Source organism: Haliea atlantica, from assembly GCF_054779855.1.
Window position 1 is genome coordinate 447,467 of sequence record NZ_BAAGXL010000003.1, and the last position, 16,749, is coordinate 464,215.

Annotated in this window: 13 protein-coding genes; 6 read left to right on the forward strand and 7 right to left on the reverse strand. The window is 66.1% G+C overall.

The features are described from left to right. Positions 1-53 precede the first annotated feature (53 nt). The 4 genes from ACYVGS_RS02080 to ACYVGS_RS02095 form a co-directional block, all read right to left on the reverse strand. A complete protein-coding gene (locus ACYVGS_RS02080; RefSeq protein ID WP_460586972.1) occupies positions 54-1,151 on the reverse strand; it encodes an endonuclease/exonuclease/phosphatase family protein in 1,098 nt (365 codons plus the stop codon). Beyond that, positions 1,151-3,307, reverse strand: coding sequence for a polyphosphate kinase 1 (gene ppk1, locus ACYVGS_RS02085; RefSeq protein ID WP_460587578.1), 2,157 nt, complete (start codon positions 3,305-3,307; stop codon positions 1,151-1,153). Before ppk1 ends, ACYVGS_RS02080 begins: the two co-directional genes overlap by 1 nt. Positions 3,308-3,422: 115 nt before the next feature. Continuing rightward, complete coding sequence (locus tag ACYVGS_RS02090) at positions 3,423-4,652, reverse strand: nucleoside recognition domain-containing protein (RefSeq protein WP_460586973.1); 1,230 nt, start codon at positions 4,650-4,652, stop codon at positions 3,423-3,425. Next, positions 4,652-5,470: an alpha/beta fold hydrolase gene (locus tag ACYVGS_RS02095; RefSeq protein ID WP_460586974.1), complete on the reverse strand. Its 819-nt coding sequence runs from the start codon at positions 5,468-5,470 to the stop codon at positions 4,652-4,654. Before ACYVGS_RS02095 ends, ACYVGS_RS02090 begins: the two co-directional genes overlap by 1 nt. 105 nt (positions 5,471-5,575) lie before the next feature. Between ACYVGS_RS02095 and ACYVGS_RS02100 the strand changes: the two genes are divergently transcribed. Further along, entirely contained in the window at positions 5,576-6,682 is a 1,107-nt protein-coding gene (locus tag ACYVGS_RS02100) for an S-(hydroxymethyl)glutathione dehydrogenase/class III alcohol dehydrogenase (protein WP_460586975.1), read from the forward strand. A gap of 19 nt (positions 6,683-6,701) precedes the next feature. Then, entirely contained in the window at positions 6,702-7,532 is an 831-nt protein-coding gene (gene fghA / locus ACYVGS_RS02105; protein ID WP_460587579.1) for an S-formylglutathione hydrolase, read from the forward strand. 51 nt (positions 7,533-7,583) lie between these two features. Here fghA and ACYVGS_RS02110 read toward each other — a convergent pair whose 3' ends face one another. From ACYVGS_RS02110 to pspA, 3 genes are all read right to left on the reverse strand, one after another. After that, a complete protein-coding gene (locus ACYVGS_RS02110) occupies positions 7,584-8,102 on the reverse strand; it encodes a PspC domain-containing protein (protein WP_460586976.1) in 519 nt (172 codons plus the stop codon). After that, positions 8,099-8,365: an envelope stress response membrane protein PspB gene (pspB, locus tag ACYVGS_RS02115; RefSeq protein ID WP_460586977.1), complete on the reverse strand. Its 267-nt coding sequence runs from the start codon at positions 8,363-8,365 to the stop codon at positions 8,099-8,101. The genes ACYVGS_RS02110 and pspB overlap by 4 nt, the downstream gene beginning before the upstream one ends. A 64-nt stretch (positions 8,366-8,429) precedes the next feature. Then, positions 8,430-9,110, reverse strand: a complete 681-nt coding sequence (gene pspA, locus ACYVGS_RS02120) for a phage shock protein PspA (RefSeq protein WP_460586978.1) — start codon at positions 9,108-9,110, stop codon at positions 8,430-8,432. Positions 9,111-9,372: 262 nt separating this feature from the next. Here pspA and pspF point away from each other — a divergent pair, with 262 nt between their 5' ends. The 4 genes from pspF (at position 9,373) to ACYVGS_RS02140 (ending at position 16,748) form a co-directional block, all read left to right on the forward strand. Beyond that, positions 9,373-10,419 (forward strand): phage shock protein operon transcriptional activator, encoded by a 1,047-nt coding sequence (pspF, locus tag ACYVGS_RS02125; protein ID WP_460586980.1) that lies wholly within the window; start codon positions 9,373-9,375, stop codon positions 10,417-10,419. A gap of 149 nt (positions 10,420-10,568) precedes the next feature. Continuing rightward, the gene (locus tag ACYVGS_RS02130; RefSeq protein WP_460586981.1) at positions 10,569-12,032 is read left to right on the forward strand and encodes an NAD-dependent succinate-semialdehyde dehydrogenase; all 1,464 of its coding nucleotides are present in this window, start codon (positions 10,569-10,571) and stop codon (positions 12,030-12,032) included. Positions 12,033-12,344: 312 nt separating this feature from the next. Next, on the forward strand, positions 12,345-14,693 hold the full coding sequence (locus ACYVGS_RS02135; protein WP_460586982.1) for a TonB-dependent receptor: 2,349 nt from the start codon (positions 12,345-12,347) through the stop codon (positions 14,691-14,693). Continuing rightward, positions 14,694-16,748 carry a phosphocholine-specific phospholipase C gene (locus tag ACYVGS_RS02140; RefSeq protein ID WP_460586983.1) on the forward strand — a complete coding sequence of 685 codons (2,055 nt, stop codon included), beginning with the start codon at positions 14,694-14,696 and terminating at the stop codon, positions 16,746-16,748. Position 16,749 lies beyond the last annotated feature (1 nt).

The following is a 16,749-nucleotide window of genomic DNA, read 5'->3' on the forward strand; positions in this document are numbered from 1 at the left end:
ACCCTCACGGGAAGTTGGTGAGGGTAGTGTGCGTCAGCTGTCTTAGGGCAACCTTAAGCCCGACCCGGTTCCGGCACTTCCGCCACCGACACGTTGCCGTGGGCAGAGATTTCGCGCGCCCGCTGGCGCTCCCCCGGGGAGGGTTCCTGCGGTCCCTCGTGATCGTCGCGGCCGGGCTCCAGGGCCAGCTCCACCCACAGCGGGAAGTGGTCCGAACCGATATCCGGAAGTCGGCGCAGGGACAGCAGGCTGAAGTGGCGGCTGTGGAACAGGTGGTCCAGGGGCCAGCGCAGGAAGGGAAACTTCACGTGAAAGGTATTGAACATGCCGCGCCCGATGCGCGGGTCTAGCAGCCCGCTGATACGCCGGAACAGCCGGGTGGTCGAGGACCAGGCGACGTCGTTGAGGTCCCCGGCCACCACCACCGGCTGGCGGCTCTCCAGCAGACTGCGAGCGACCACCAACAGCTCGGCATCGCGCTCGGTGGATTCCTCGTTTTCCGAGGGGCTGGGGGGTGCCGGATGCAGCACATGCAGGCGCACCGACTCCCCGCCGGCGAGCACCACCCGGGTGTGTATCGACGGCACATCCTCCTCCACCAGGAAACACAGCTCGGTCTCCTCCAGGGGCAGCCGGGAATACAGGTGCATGCCGTAGAGGTTGTCCAGGGGGCATTTCACCGACCAGGGGTAGTCGGTCTCCAGGGGCGCCAGCTGCTGCTCCCACCAGTGATCGGATTCCAGCGTGATGACCAGGTCCGGCCGCTGTTGACGCACCAGAGCCAGCAGCGCATCGGCACAACGGTTGGTCATCAGCACATTGGCGGAAAGCAGGCTCAGGCTCGGCCCTCCCGGCGAACCACTGCGCGGTACCTGACGGCGCCAGAAGGGGGTGTAGGGCAGCACCCAGCTGAGCTGGTAAGCCAGGCAGACCAGCAGCAGGCCCTGCAGGGCCCAGCCGGCCGGACCCAGGGGCTGCCAGCGATGCAGGGCGAAACCGGCGAGCAGGACCAGCAGCGCCAGTACCGCCAGCTGCAGGCGCGGGAAGTCGAGGCCGCGAATCCACCACTGCGGGCGGCGCGAGAGGGGCAGCAGCGACGCCAACACCAGTAGCACCGACAGCCCCACCCACGCACCGACCAACCCGGCCATCAGGGTTTCCCTCCACCCTTGCTACGGCGTGTCGCCCCGCTGCTCTTGCCGCGTTTCGTGGCCCGGGCATAGCGCGGCAGCTTGCCGCTGGCCAGGTAGCGGTGAATGGACTCCTGGGCGCGGATACGCGCGGCCTTCTTGCGCCGGGGAACAAACTGGTTCGACTGGGCAGCATCCAGTACCCGCGCTTTCACGTTGTCGTGCCACTGCTGGTCGAGGATATCCTGCAAGGTACGTTGCGCCGCCGGGTCGCGCACCGGGCACAACACCTCGACCCGGTGGTCCAGATTGCGGGTCATCAGGTCCGCAGAGCCCATCAGGTAGCGCGGGTGGCCGCGGTTGTAAAAGACATAGACCCGCGGGTGCTCGAGGAAGCGATCGACAATGCTGATACCGCGGATGTTCTCCGACAGGCCCTTGACCCCGGGCAACAGCGAGCACATCCCGCGCACGATCAGCTTGACCCGGACACCGGCCTCCGAGGCCTCGTAGAGTTTCATTACCAATTTCCGGTCAACCAGGTTGTTGCACTTGAGCAGCATCTCCGCGCGATAGCCGGCGCGGGCGTTGGCAATTTCCTGTTCGATCAGGTGCAGCAGGCCCGGGCGCGTGCTGTGGGGCGACACCAGCAGGGTCCGGTAGCGGTGGCGCTTGTAAGTGAACTGCAGGAAGTCGAAGACATCGTGAATATCGCGCCCGATATTCTGGTCGTAGGTGAGCAGGCTGAAATCGGTGTAGGTGCGCGACGTCTTCTCGTTGAAATTGCCGGTCCCCACGTGGCTGTAGAAACGCGCCTCACCGTCCTCCCGGCGCTCGATCAGCAACAGTTTACTGTGCACCTTGAGGCCCGGGATGCCGAAGATCACCTGGATGCCGTTTTCCGTGAGGCGCTGCGCCCAGCCAATATTGGCCGCCTCGTCGAAGCGGGCCGCCAGTTCCACCACCGCCAGCACACGCTTGCCGTTCTGCACCGCATTCACCAGGGCGTCAATCACCCGGGACTGACGGGCCACCCGGTAGAGGCAGATCTTGATGGTGGTCACCTGGGGGTCCAGGGCCGCGGTTTTCAGCAGGTCGATGATGTAGTCGAAGGGGTGGTAGGGAAAATACAGGAAGACATCCTGCTCGCGGATGTTGTCGAACAGGCTGCCCGGGTCATCCAGCCGCGGCAGGCGGATCGGCGGCAGCGGCTTGAACTCGAGGTATTTGGGGCCCACGTTGGGGAAGGACATGAAGTCCTTGGAGTTGTGGTAGCGCCCCCCCGGAATCAGGCTGTCGTACTTGCCGAAACCAAAACGCGTACAGAGGTGATCGAGCAGACGCGTGGGCATCGCCGCATCGTAGACAAAGCGCACGGCTTCGGCCCGGCGCCGCTGGCGCAGGCTGCTCTCCATCTTCTCGATCAGGCTCTCGGTGATATCCTGGTCCATCTCCAGCTCGGCATCCCGGGAGAACTTGAAACAGTAGGCCGCGGCCTCGTCGATCCGGAATACCCCGCGGAACATCTGCACCAGGCAGGCACGGATAACATTGTCCAGGGCGATGAAGACTTTACCCTGCTTGCCCTTGCGGCGGGGAATCTGCACAAAGCGATCCAGCCGGTCGGTGGGCACTTCCACCACCGCGTAGTGATAGTCGTCGCCGGTGCGCACATCCAGTGCCAGGTAGATCGACTCGTCGTTCAGGGGCGGGATGGGATGACCATCCCGCAACAGGATGGGCTCCAGTTCCGGCAGCACGGCACGGCTGAAGTAGTCCTGCACGAAGGCCGCCTGGCCGGCGTCCAGCTGACGCTCGTTGATCATGTAGATGTGCCGGCTGGCCAGCTCCCGCAGCACCCCCGTGTAGACCTTCTCGAACTGCTTCTGCAGCTGGACCACCTGCTGCTGGATGGCCGCCAGCAGGTCCTTCGCCTGCTGGCGGTCACTGCCCTGGGACACGGTAATCAGGCGCCGCACCTCGGCCACCCGCACGCGGAAGAACTCGTCCATGTTGTTGGAGAAGATGCCCAGGTAGCGCAGCCGCTCGATCACCGGCACCTCGGGCTCGGCGGCCTCCTGCAGGACCCGCGCGTTGAAGGACAGCCAGCTCAGCTCACGGGGCATGAAGCGCTTCTGGTCGAGGTCGGCGAGGCGGCGATTGAGCGACTTTTGCATGGTTTGCGTCGGGTCCTCGGTCAGGTCGGGTGAGTGCCGCAGGCCCGGGGGCACGGCAGAGACGACAGCATGCCGCATTCTCCCATCCCCCGCGTGACAGTTTTGTGACAGTCACTCATCCGAAGAACCAGTAGGCTACCGCAATCGCCGCGGCAATACCCGCAGCATCCGCGGCCAGGCCGCAGCCCAACGCGTGCCGGCCGTGGCGGATACCCACGGCGCCGAAATACACCGCGAGGGTATAGAAGGTGGTTTCGGTGGAACCCTGCAGGGTGGCGGCGAGGCGCCCCTGGAAGGAATCCACGCCAAAGGTGTTCATGGTGTCCACCATCATCGCCCGGGCGCCGGAGCCGGACAGCGGCTTCATCAGTGCCGTGGGCATGCCGTCCACCCAGCGCGCGTCCCAGCCACCACTGGCCACCGCGCTGCGCAGCAGCTCCAGCAAGAGCTCGAGGGCGCCGCTGGCGCGGAACACCCCGATCGCCACCAGCATCGCCAGCAGGTAGGGAATGATGCCGATGGCAGTTTCAAAACCCTGCCGGGCCCCTTCGATAAAGGTCTCGTAGACATTCACCGCCCGGCGGTGAGCCACCACCAGGAACAGCAGGATCAGGCTCAGTATCAGCAAATTGCTGAACAGACTGGATTGCCGCTGCAACTGCTCGGCGCCGAGGGTCGAGAGCCAGGCCACCAGGGCCAGCAGGAAAGCAAACACCCCGGCCAGGCTGCCCAGCAGGACCGTGTCCCAGAGGCGGATGCGCTGTACCCAGGCCGTCACCAGCAGCCCCGCCAGGGTCGAGGCACTGGTCGCCAGCAGAATGGGAATGAACACTGCCGCCGGGTCCCCGGCGCCCATCTGCGCCCGGTACAACAACACCGTCATCGGGAACAGCGTCACCGAGGAGGTATTCAGCACCAGGAACAGGATCTGGGCATTGCTGGCCACCCCCGGTGTGGGATTGAGGGTCTGCAGATCGCGCATCGCCTTGATGCCCAGGGGCGTCGCCGCGTTGTCCAGGCCGAGCACGTTGGCGGAGAGGTTCAGGGTCATCGAGGAGATCGCCGGATGCCCCCGGGGCACCTCCGGCATCAGGCGGGTAAACAGCGGCGAGAGCAGGCGCGCCAGCCGGTCCACCAGCCCCGAGGCCTCGCCCACGGCCACCACCCCCAGCCACAGGGCCATCAGGCCGATCAGCCCGATGGCCAGCTGCACCGCCAGCCCGGCCATCTCGAACAGGCTGCCCACCATGCGCTGGAACACCTCGCTGTCGCCCTGACCCAGCCACTGCCAGAGTCCGCTGAGGAAGGCCGCGACAAAGAAGCCCAGCCAGATCCGGTGCAGCATCAGGCCGCCTCGCGCAGGAAACGCAGCACCCGTTCCGCGGTGGCCGCGGGTTGCTCCAGCGGGAACAGGTGCCCCCCGGGCAGGGTGTCCAGCTCCGCCCGCGGCTGCAGCTGCCGCCAGCGCTGCAGGGCGCGCGGGGTGAGGATATCCGAGTGCTCGCCGCGCAGGCCCAGGGTGGGCAGGCGCAGGCGGCGCAGGCGCGGCCAGACCAGGGGCACCGAGGCATACACCGCCGCCTCCCAGGCGCCGGACCAGGCCAGACTCACGCCCTCCCCGCTGGCCTGTGTCCCGGCCTCGATGTAATCCCAGAGCACGGCGTCACTCAGCCCCTGGAAGGCGCGCTTGCCGCGATGGAAGTCGAAGGCGGCCTGGCGGTCGGCGAACTGCTCGGGCCGGCGCAGGGCACTGCGGATCATCGGCAGGCGCGTCAGCTGCCCGCGGGGCGTCAGGTTCAGGGCAATCGCCTGGCGCCACCCCAGAAACACCGGGTCGAGCAGAATCAGGCCGCGGTAACGCCGGGGCTCCTGTATCGCCGCCAGCAGGGCCACCACCCCGCCCAGGGAGTGCCCCATGACCCAGGCCGGCTGGTCCAGGCTGTGGGCGAGGGCGTGGTTGAAATCGCGGGCGAACAGGTGCCAGTCGGCCCGCGGCGGCGCCGGCTCGCCAGACCACAGGGGCCGGTGGCGGAAGCCGCTCACCGCGAAACGCGCCGTGAGCGGCTCCAGCAGACGCCGGTAACTGCCCGGCGGGAAGCCGTTGGCGTGGGCGAATACCAGGGGCTCTCCGGCCCCGCCAAATTGTTCAATCCTGTCCTGCACCCCGGGCCTCCCGTGTTTTTGCCCAGACTAATGCAAACACGGCAGCTTGTCCCCTGCGGGGCCAGCTCGTACCATGCGAGCACTACGCACGCAGGAGAGATCAGCATGAAAACACGCGCCGCTGTCGCCTTTGCCGCCGGCAAGCCCCTGGAAATCTGCGAGGTGGACCTCGAGGGCCCCCGCGATGGCGAAGTCCTGGTGGAGATCATGGCCACCGGCATCTGCCACACCGACGCCTTCACCCTCTCGGGGGACGACCCGGAAGGCGCCTTTCCGGCCATCCTCGGCCACGAGGGCGCGGGGATCGTGCGCGAGGTCGGCGCCGGGGTGAAATCGGTCAAACCCGGTGACCACGTCATTCCCCTCTACACCCCGGAATGCCGCGAGTGCAGTTTCTGCCTGCACCCGAAAACCAACCTGTGTCAGTCGATTCGCGAGACCCAGGGCCAGGGTGTGATGCCCGATGGCAGCAGCCGCTTCTCCCTCGACGGCGAGCCCCTGCGTCATTACATGGGCTGCTCCACCTTTTCCAACTTCACCGTATTGCCGGAAATCGCCGTGGCCAAGGTGCGCGAGGACGCGCCCTTCGACAAGATCTGCTACATCGGCTGCGGCGTCACCACCGGGGTCGGCGCGGTGGTCTACAGCGCCAAGGTTACCCCGGGCAGCAACGTGGTGGTCTTCGGTCTCGGCGGTATCGGCCTGAACGTGATCCAGGGCGCGCGCATGGTGGGCGCCGGCAAGATCATCGGTGTCGACCTGAACCCGGCCCGGGAAGCCATCGGGCGCAAGTTCGGCATTACCCACTTCATCGACGCCAGCCAGGTCGACAACGTGGTGGAGGCGGTGCAGGACCTCACCGATGGCGGCGCCGACTACAGCTTTGAATGCATCGGCAACGTCCAGGTCATGCGCCAGGCCCTGGAGTGCTGCCACAAGGGCTGGGGCGAATCCTACATCATCGGCGTGGCCGGCGCCGGCCAGGAAATCGCCACCCGGCCCTTCCAGCTGGTCACCGGGCGCTCCTGGCACGGGGTCGCCTTCGGCGGCGCCCGGGGCCGCAGCGACGTCCCCACCATCGTCGACTGGTACATGGAGGGCAGGATCAATATCGACGACCTGATCACCCACACCATGCCCCTGGAGGACATCAACCAGGGCTTCGACCTGATGCACGGTGGCGACAGCATCCGTTCGGTGGTGCTCTATTGACGGGGAGACGGGGATGAACGTGGAAATCGTGGCCGAGAACCGCTGCTTCGGCGGGCGCCAGCTGCGCCTGCAACATCGCAGCGACACCCTCGGTGGCTGTGAGATGCACTGCGGCCTCTACCTGCCGCCCCAGGCAGAGGACGGCCCGGTGCCGGTACTCTACTGGCTCTCGGGGCTGACCTGCAGCGACGAGAATTTCGTGCAGAAAGCCGGGGCCCAACGCTACGCCGCCGAGCACGGCGTGGCCCTGGTGGCCCCCGACACCAGCCCCCGCGGGGACGCTGTGCCGGACGACCCCGAAGGGGCCTGGGATTTCGGCCTCGGTGCCGGGTTCTACGTCAACGCCACCCGGGCGCCCTGGGACCGGCACTACCGCATGTACGATTACATCGTGGAAGAGCTGCCGGCCCTGCTGGAGCCGGCCTTCGGTCTGGACGGCACTCGGCGCGCCATCTTCGGCCACTCCATGGGCGGCCACGGCGCCCTGGTGATCGCCCTGCGCAACCCGGACCGCTACCGTTCGGTCTCCGCCTTCGCCCCCATCGTGGCGCCCAGCCAGGTGCCCTGGGGTCACAAGGCCCTGGGCCATTACCTCGGCGATGATCGCCAGGCCTGGGCGGACTGGGACAGCTGCGAGCTGATCCGTGCCGGCGCGCGGCAGCTGCCCTTGCTGGTGGACCAGGGGGAATCGGACAACTTCCTCGTCGAGCAGTTGCGCCCGGAGCTGCTGGAGCGGGCCTGCGCCGAAGCGGACTACCCGCTCACCCTGCGTCGCCAGCCCGGTTACGATCACAGCTATTTCTTTATCGCCAGCTTCATCGGCGAGCACATCGCCTTCCACGCCGGCTGAGCTGCCGCCCCCGCGCGGGAAGAGCGGCGACAGCTCAGCTGCGGTCGCGGCTCAGAGCCGCGAGATCTCCCGGTCCAGTTCGAAGCGCCGGGAGGTCACATAGGACTCCATGGCCTCGACCCGGCGCAGGGCGGCATCCAGGCGCTCCCGGGCCCGGCGCAGGCGCACCGTGCTGGAGTCGCTGTAGCGGAAGGCCCGGCGCGGCCGGTAGACATGCTGGAACTCGTCGTACTCCATGTCCACGGGCGGTTCATCGTCGCCACCCTCTGCTTCCCAGCGGCTGCGGGATTCCCGCTGCGGCCGCGGTACCAGCAGAATCCAGGCGGCGAGATAGGCCCACAGGGCCAGGGTACCGGTGAACAGGATCCCGGCAATCCACAGCAGGCGGACCAGCCAGGGCTCCACGTTCCAGTACTCGGCGATGCCCGAGCACACGCCCCCGAGCCGGCTGCGGCGGGTATCGCGATACAGGCCGATGCCCCAGCCGGAGGCGCGATCCAGGCGGAACTGCCGTTCCCCGCTCCTGTGGCCAGACCCGCGCTGATCCGTGTATCGACGTCCTCGTGTCATGATCCTGTCTCCTCTTCACGCGCTTCCCGCTCGCTGCGGTTGCGCCAGTCCGGGTGGTCGCTGTCGAGTATGGTCTCCAGCACCTGGATGCGGTTGGAGAGCTGGTCGACGGTCGCCAGCATCTCCTCCAGCGCCTGCCGGTCCTCGGCGTTGAGGCTGCGGGACGAGCGCTGTAGGCTGCGGTAGTGCATCACGATCCAGATGGGCGCCACGATCACCAGGAACAGGATCGTGGGCACAAACATGAATTGCCAGAATTGCATGGGTGTCGCTTCCTAGGCCGGTGGGGTCAGCCCGCAGGCTGACACATTCCGCCGGGCGGGCCAATCAGGCCTGCGCCTTGCGGTTATCCAGTTCGCGTTTCAGGCGCTCGAGTTCCTCGTCGATGCGCTCGTCCTCGACCAGGGCGTCGATCTCCGCCGCCAGGTCCGCCGGCGCCTCGCGGCCCAGGTCCATGGACTCCAATTGCCCCTCGAGGGTGTCCATCCGGCGCTCGAAACGCTCGAAGCGCTGGAAGGCGTCGTCCAGGGCTTCGCGCTGGATCTGGCGCTTGACGCGGATGCGCGACTCCACCGTCTGGCTGCGCATCAGCATGGCCTTCTGCCGCGCCCGGGCATCGCCGAGCTTCTGCTGCAGCTGGCCGATTTCCTCGTTCAACTGACCGATGTGCTCGTCGGTAGCCGCCAGCTCGGCTTCCACCGCCGCCAGCTCCTCGCCCAGCAGCTGCTTCTCCTGCAGGGCGGCGCGGGCCAGGTCCTCCCGGCCCTTGCCCAGGGCCAGCTTTGCCTTGGCCTCCCAGGACGCGATGTCTTCGCGCACCAGCTCCAGCCGGCGGGCAGCGGCCTTGCGCTCCGCCAGGACCCGCGCCGAAGAACTGCGCACTTCCACCAGGGTGTCCTCCATCTCCTGAATGATCAGGCGGATCATCTTTTCCGGGTCCTCGGCCTTGTCCAGCAAGGCGCTGAGGTTGGAATTGATGATGTCGGTCATGCGCGAAAAGATTCCCATGCTGCTGCCCTCCAGGCGTCGACAATCTGGCCCCGGCGCCCAGTGGGCGGCTCGGGGGTCCGTTCCGGCCGGCGAAAAATGGCCGGCAGTCTCTGCCGCTACTGTTACAAGAGGCGTGCCAGCAAGCATCAAGCCATTGATAAAACGGGGTTTTTTACAATTCGCACTGCCTGCGGAGGCGGGTCTTTCCGACAAATTGGTATATTTGACCTATATTTTTGGTAAATTATACCAACTACGGCATTCCTGACCGGAGAACCCCATGCAGGCCTCGGAAAATCTTGTCGGCCAGTCCCTCGCCCTGGCGGAGGCGCTGGAGCAGGTCTCGCGCCTGGCGAGCATCAATCGTCCGGTGTTGATCCTCGGGGCCCGCGGTACCGGCAAGGAACTGATCGCCCAGCGCCTGCATTACCTCTCCTCCCGCTGGGACGCGCCGCTGGTCAAGGTGAACTGCGCCGCCCTCGCCGAATCCCTGCTGGAATCCGAACTGTTCGGCCACGAGGCGGGGGCCTTCACCGGTGCGACCCGGTCGCGGGCCGGGCGCTTCGAGCGCGCCGACGGCGGCACCCTGTTCCTCGACGAGCTGGGCAGCATGTCCCTGCGCCTGCAGGAAAAGCTGCTGCGCCTGGTCGAATACGGGGAATTCGAGCGCCTGGGTGGGCAGCAAACCCTGCGGGTGGATGTGCGGGTGCTGGGGGCCACCCACGCCGACCTGCGGGCACAGGTGGCCGCCGGCGAGTTCCGCGCCGACCTGCTGGACCGCCTGAGCTTTGACGTGATTCACCTGCCGCCCCTCCAGCACCGCCGCGAGGACATCCTGGAGCTGGCCGAGCACTTCGCCGTGCAGGTCTGCCCCGAGCTGGGCTGGCCGCTGTTTCCGGGCTTTACCGAGACCGCGCGGGACCAGCTGCTCGGGCACGACTGGCCGGGCAACGTACGCGAATTGAAGAATACCGTCGAGCGCTCCCTGCACCGCTGGGGCGACCCGGAAGAGGCCGTGGACGAGATCGTGCTCGACCCCTTTCGGCCGCCCTGGCAGAACAGCCGCGAGGATAGCCCGGACGCGGCGCCGGCGACGGCCGGCGGCACGAGCCCGGGGGAGCGCGAGCCGGCAGAGCCCGGGGGCGATTTTCCGCTGGATTTCCGCCGCGCAATGCAGCGCGCGGAGCGCGACCTGCTGGTGCGGGCCCTGGAGGCCCACGGACACCACCAGGGGCGCACGGCAGAAGCCCTGCAACTCAGCTATGATCAACTGCGAGGCCTGCTGCGCAAGCACCGGCTGGCCGGCCGCCGGCGCACCGGGCGCTAGCCTGGGCAGCGGCAGACTGCCCCGCGCAGCGCGGCCACGGGGACCGGGCGCGCCCACGGCGAAGGCGACAGCGCCCCACAGCGCATGAGAGACTGGCCTGTGACAACCGGGCCCGCACATTTTCCGCTTTGGACAGAAGGATGAGCCACATGCAACTGAAACTTTCCGATCCCAGCCTGCTGCAGACCCGCGCCTGGATCGATGGCGCCTGGGTGGACGCCGATGACGGAGCCACCTTCGCGGTCAAGAACCCCGCTACCGGCGAGACCATCTGCGAAGTCGCCAAGACCGGAGCAGCAGAGACCCGCCGGGCGATCGAAGCCGCCGAGCGGGCGATGCAGGACTGGAAGCAACTCACGGCCAAGGAGCGCGCACAGATCCTGCGCAAATGGTTCGACCTGATGATGGCCAACCAGGAAGACCTGGCGATCATCATGACCGCGGAGCAGGGCAAGGTGCTGGCGGAATCCCGCGGCGAGGTCGCCTACGGCGCAGCTTTTGTCGAATGGTTTGGCGAGCAGGCCAAGCGCATCGACGGGGACGTGATCCCCGGCCCCGGTCCCGACAAGCGCATTGTCTGCATCAAGCAGCCGGTGGGCGTGGTCGCCGCCATTACCCCCTGGAACTTCCCCAATGCCATGATCGCCCGCAAGGCGGCCCCGGCCCTCGCCGCCGGCTGCAGCATCGTGATCAAGCCGGCCACGGAAACGCCGCTCTCGGCCTTTGCCATGGCCGTGCTGGCGGAGCGGGCCGGTGTGCCCGCCGGGGTACTCAATGTGCTGGCGGGCTCCTCCTCCGCGATTGGCGGCGAGCTGACCAGCAACCCCATCGTGCGCAAGCTGACCTTCACCGGCTCTACCCCCGTGGGCAAGATGCTCGAGGCCCAGTGCGCGGAAACCATGAAGAAGACCTCCATGGAGCTGGGCGGCAACGCCCCCTTCATCGTCTTCGACGACGCCGACCTGGACGCCGCGGTGCAGGGTGCCCTGGCCTCCAAGTACCGCAACTCCGGGCAGACCTGCGTCTGCTCCAACCGCCTGCTGGTACAGGACAGCGTCTACGACGCCTTCGTGGAAAAACTGGTGAAGGCCACCCGCGAGCTGGTCGTCGGCAACGGCCTGGAGGACGGCAGCCAGGTCGGCCCGCTGGTCAACGCCGGCGCCGTGGAAGACGTCGATGAGCTGGTCCAGGCGTCGATTTCCGCGGGGGCCCGGGTTGCCCTGGGCGGCAGCCGCCACGAACTCGGTGGCTGCTTTTATGCCCCGACCATCCTCACCGATGTCACGGCGTCGATGCCGGTATTCCGCAACGAGATTTTCGGTCCGGTCGCCCCGGTCGTGCGCTTCCGCGACGAGGACGAAGCCATTGCCATGGCCAACGATACCGAGTTCGGCCTCGCCTCCTACTTCTACACCCGCGACATCGGCCGGGTGTGGCGCGTGGCGGAAGCCCTGGAGTACGGCATTGTCGGCATTAACGAGGGTCTGATCTCCAACGAGATGGCCCCCTTTGGCGGGGTGAAGGAATCCGGCTCCGGCCGCGAGGGTTCCAAATACGGTATCGACGACTACGTCGAGATCAAGTACATCCTCATGGGCGGCCTGGGCCGCTAGTTACCGGTCAGCAGTACGCGCCCCCTCGCCGGGGCGCCACCTCTCCCGCAACTGCTCACCGAAAGACGCCCCGCCACTCCGGCGGGCGCCGCTCAGCGCGTTGTTGATCGCGCCGACTCCCCCACTCACCGGCAGCGGCGCGGCAGGTGCTGCACGAAATTACCCTGAGCGATAGCGCTACGCAGGCATCAACAAAACATCACCGATCGTTCACACGAGTGTCACGCACCCTCCCTAGAGTGCCCTCCCGGACACAGGACGTTCCGCAGGCTATTGGCCTGTACCGATGTTTTATCCCTCAGAGGTATATTGATGAAACCCGCCAAGTATTTTGCGCTCTCACCCCTTGCGCTCGCTATCGCCAGCGCTGCCACCCTGGCCAACGAACCCGCCTCCGAAAGCGCAGCCCAAAACGCGAATCAACTGGAGGAGATGGTGGTCCTCGGCCAGAAGCAGACCTTCGCCTCCAACCGCGTGGCCATGGAGATGGTCGCCCGACGCCCGGCGAACGCCTCGGTCAATACCGTGGTCCAGGAACTGCCCGGCGTGATTGTTGAAGAGGCCGACACCTTCGGTTCCTCCGACTGGATGACCAACATCAGGATGCGCGGCTTCAACACCAACAATGGCCAGATCGGAACCACCATCGATGGCCTGCCCAATGGCGGCTCCGGCTACGGCGGCGGCAGCAAGGCAAACAAGTTCATCGATGTCTTTGATCTGGAAACCGTCGAAGTCAGCCAGGGCACCGCGGATATCAGCTCGCGCTCCAACGAGGCACTGGGCGGCACCCTGAACTTCATCACCTCGGACCCGATGCCCGAGCAGAACCTGAGCCTGGTCTACATGGCCGGGGACCAGGACGCCAGCAAGTACCGCTTCCGTTACGACTCCGGTGAAATCGCCCCGGACACCTATTTCTATATCAGTGGCTCCAGTGCCGAGAACAAGGACGTCTGGGACAATGAAGCGATCACCGAGAAGGACTACCTGACCGGCAAGCTGAAAACGCAGGTCAATGGCTACAACCTCACGGCATTCGCCACCTACAACGACTCCAACGAAAACGAGTACGAGTACGTGTCCCTGGAAAGCTATCGGGAAAACCCCAATCACGATGGCCTGCACATGAACTGGAGCGGTATCCCGGGCCTGGATGAAAACTACCGCGCCGGCTGGCGCGCACTGCGCGAGAACACCTTCTTCAGTTTCACCGCGGACAAGGACTTTGGTGCCATTCGTTTCAACTCCTCCGCCTACTATCACCGGGTGAAGGGGCGCGGTGACTGGATTCCGCCCTATGTGACGGATGTCGACGGCGACGGCGACCTGTCCACGGAACTGTCCGGAGAAGCCATCTACGGCGACTACCTGGGCGAGGACATCTTTTTTGTCGACGCCGGCACCACGCGCCCGGCCACCCCGATCGAAGGCTGCAGCGGTCGCTTTGGCCTGTCCGCGGCCAAGGACCCCAACTGCTACCAGGGCAATGTCGAAGGCGTGAGCTCCTACCGCACCTCCAACTACTCCAACCACCGCTACGGCCTGACTGGCGATCTCTCCTGGGCGTTCAACACCGGCGATCTGGCACACACCCTGCGCGGCGGTTTCTGGTACGAGAACTATGATGCCGACGTGGTCCGCTCCTGGCACCTGATCCGGGCCCCGGAGACCAGCCTTGAATTCAATCGCAGCCCCTACTGGGTACAATACAAGACCGAGGCGAACACCAAGGAACTGATGTTCTACCTCCAGGAGAATGTCGACTTCGGCCCGCTGAGCGCGAGTATCGGGGTCAAGCGCTTTGACGTGGATACCCAGGTCGACCACTTCTACAACGACTTCCGCACCGGCGAGCTCGACTCGACCTCGGACCCGCTGCTCTACGCCGGCCTGACCTACGAGACACCGATCGCGGGGCTGGAAACCTTTGTCGGCTACTCGGAAAACTACAAGTCCATCGTGCCCGGGATTATCGATTCCGGCCTGTCCAATAACGAACTGGGCACCATCGACCCGGAAACCTCGGAAAACATCGAGCTGGGCCTGCGCTACAACAACCATGGCTTCCGCGCTGCACTGACCTTCTACGACATCGAGTTCGACAACCGCATCGTCAAGATCGACGCCAGCTCCCTGGAGGGCATCGACTACAAGGGAGAAGTGGACGGCACCTATGTCAACGTCGGCGGCCAGCAGAGCCGGGGCGCCGAACTGCTGGCTGCGTACCAGCTGACTGACCGCGTGCGCTTGTCCGGGTCCTATACCTACAACGATTCCGAGTACCTGACCACCGGCGACACCGGTCTGGACGAAAGTTCGGGCATTCGCGCCGGCAACGAGGTCTACGGCGACCCGAAAACCTTTTACACCATCGCCGCCGACTATGCGGGCGATGTCATCAGCTCCGGGATCGCCATGCGCCATGTCGGCGATCGCTATATCAACTTCCAGAACTCGGCAACGGCACCCAGTTACGAAGTGCTCGACGCTTATATCAGCGCCGATCTGGACAACCTGCCCGCGGGCATCGACGCCATGCGCATTCGCCTGAACGTCAACAACCTGCTGGACGACAACTACATCGCGGCAATCGGCAACAACAGCGTCTACCCCGGTGCACCGCGCACCGTCACTGTCTCAGTTGGGGTCGATTTCTAAATGACTGACATCAATCGACGCCAATTTCTCGGCGCTGCGAGCGCCGCGGGGCTATTGGCAAGTTTCCCCGCGATTGCCCGCGCCCTGTCCATTCCCGCGGCGGTAAAAACCGGCACCCTGCAGGACGTGGAGCATGTCGTGATCCTGATGCAGGAAAACCGCTCCTTTGATCACTACTTTGGCACGCTGCCCGGCGTGCGCGGTTTTTCCGACCCTTACCCGGCCCCGGGGGCCCTGGCGGGCGATGACCGCGGCGTGTTCACCCAGCTGAACGAGCAGCACCCCGGTCCCGCTCACGTCGCCCCCTTCCCCCTCAATGTGCGCCAGAACTTCGCCCACATGCGGGTGGAGGGCACCCCCCACTCCTGGCCGGATGCCCAGGCGGCCTGGGATCACGGGCGCATGGCGCGCTGGCCCGAAGCGAAGCAGCTGCACGCCATGGGCTACTTCCAGCGCGCCGACATCCCCTTCCAGTTTGCACTGGCCGAAGCCTTCACGCTGTGCGACGCCTACCACTGTTCCCTGCACGGCGGCACCAACCCCAACCGGCTGTTCCTCTGGAGCGGCACCAATGACGGCGCCGCCCGGGCCGGTGGCCCCGCCATCGGCAACTCCCACGACCGACTGCCCACCGATGGTGGCGCACCTGTGCCCTATACCTGGACCACCTACGTCGAGCGCCTGCAGCAGGCGGGTATCGACTGGGCCATCTACCAGGACATGGCGGACAACTTCACCGACAACCCCCTGGTCGGCTTCGCAGCCTTCCAGGCCTCTGTCGCCGGAGCCCCGGGCTCCGACCCGGAACTGGCGCGACGCGGCCTGAAGACCCGCGCCCTGGATCAGCTTCGCGCGGATGCGCAGTCGGACAGCCTGCCGGCAGTCTCCTGGATCGTGGCCACCGCCGCCGGCTCGGAACACCCCGGCCCCTCGAGCCCCGCCCAGGGCGCCGCCTACACCGCGGAGGTGCTGGACGCCCTCACCGCGCGCCCGGAGGTCTGGTCGAAAACCGCGCTGTTTATCATGTTCGACGAGAACGACGGTTTCTTCGATCACATGCCGCCCCCCGCACCCCCCTCACGACTCGAGAGCGCGTCAGGCGGTTTCGCCGGGCACTCTCAGGTATCCACGGAGGGGGAATACCACCTGCATCACTCTGCCGCGGACGCGGAGCTGGAACGCGAGGCCTACAGGGGCCGCCCCTACGGGCTGGGGCCCCGGGTCCCTGCCTATGTCATTTCCCCCTGGAGCCGCGGGGGGTACATCAACTCGGAAGTGCTCGACCACACCTCGGTGATCCGCTTTCTCGAGGCCCGCTTCGGGGTCTACGAGCCAAACATATCCCCCTGGCGCCGCGCCGTCTGCGGCGACTTCATGAATGCTTTCGACTTTGCCCAGCCCAACCGCGGGGATTTGCCAGGCTTCCCCGACCCGCACAGAGATGCCAAACGGGCAGCCGGGCTCCCGGGGCGGACCACGCCACCAGTTCCCTTGCGGGCACCCCAGGCCGGCCAGGAACCTGGCCTGCGACCGCAGCGGCCAAATCGCTACGACCTGGAGGCCCTGGTCAAAGTGCAGCCGGCAGAGGGGCTGGTCGCCCTGACCCTGGTCAATCGCGGTGAGCGTGCGGCGGTGTTTCAGGTCTACGACCGTCGCGATCCCGCAGCACTGCCCCGCCGCTACACCATCGACCGCAAAAACCGCTTCCGGGACAGCTGGCAGTGCGAGGAGGGCCACTATGACCTGCAGGTCATGGGGCCGGAAGGTTTCCACAGGCGCCTGCGGGGAGCCTTGTCCACGGCGAGTGATGACGAACCGGTGGCACTGGTGTTCGAGGGGAAGGGCTGTCATCTGCTGGCGAGAGCCGGCGGTTACCGCGTCCGCTTCAACAACCGGGATGGCGGGGAGCAGGCACTGTTTGCAGGCGCCAAAATCACGGTTCCCCTGGATGCCAATGCCCGCTACGACTTTCGCGTGCACGGTGGCAGTGCAGCCGGATACCTGCGGGAGTACGCCGGCCGACTCGCGGCGCGGGCCAGCACGGCTAAAATCTGAG

Excerpts from the sequence above, each read along its gene's own strand:
- ACYVGS_RS02080 (WP_460586972.1), bottom strand. The coding sequence starts at position 1,151 with ATGGCCGGGTTGGTCGGTGCGTGGGTGGGGCTGTCGGTGCTACTGGTG.
- ppk1 (WP_460587578.1), bottom strand. The coding sequence starts at position 3,307 with ATGCAAAAGTCGCTCAATCGCCGCCTCGCCGACCTCGACCAGAAGCGC.
- ACYVGS_RS02090 (WP_460586973.1), bottom strand. The coding sequence starts at position 4,652 with ATGCTGCACCGGATCTGGCTGGGCTTCTTTGTCGCGGCCTTCCTCAGC.
- ACYVGS_RS02100 (WP_460586975.1), top strand. The coding sequence starts at position 5,576 with ATGAAAACACGCGCCGCTGTCGCCTTTGCCGCCGGCAAGCCCCTGGAA.
- ACYVGS_RS02110 (WP_460586976.1), bottom strand. The coding sequence starts at position 8,102 with ATGACACGAGGACGTCGATACACGGATCAGCGCGGGTCTGGCCACAGG.
- pspB (WP_460586977.1), bottom strand. The coding sequence starts at position 8,365 with ATGCAATTCTGGCAATTCATGTTTGTGCCCACGATCCTGTTCCTGGTG.
- pspA (WP_460586978.1), bottom strand. The coding sequence starts at position 9,110 with ATGGGAATCTTTTCGCGCATGACCGACATCATCAATTCCAACCTCAGC.
- pspF (WP_460586980.1), top strand. The coding sequence starts at position 9,373 with ATGCAGGCCTCGGAAAATCTTGTCGGCCAGTCCCTCGCCCTGGCGGAG.
- ACYVGS_RS02130 (WP_460586981.1), top strand. The coding sequence starts at position 10,569 with ATGCAACTGAAACTTTCCGATCCCAGCCTGCTGCAGACCCGCGCCTGG.
- ACYVGS_RS02135 (WP_460586982.1), top strand. The coding sequence starts at position 12,345 with ATGAAACCCGCCAAGTATTTTGCGCTCTCACCCCTTGCGCTCGCTATC.
- ACYVGS_RS02140 (WP_460586983.1), top strand. The coding sequence starts at position 14,694 with ATGACTGACATCAATCGACGCCAATTTCTCGGCGCTGCGAGCGCCGCG.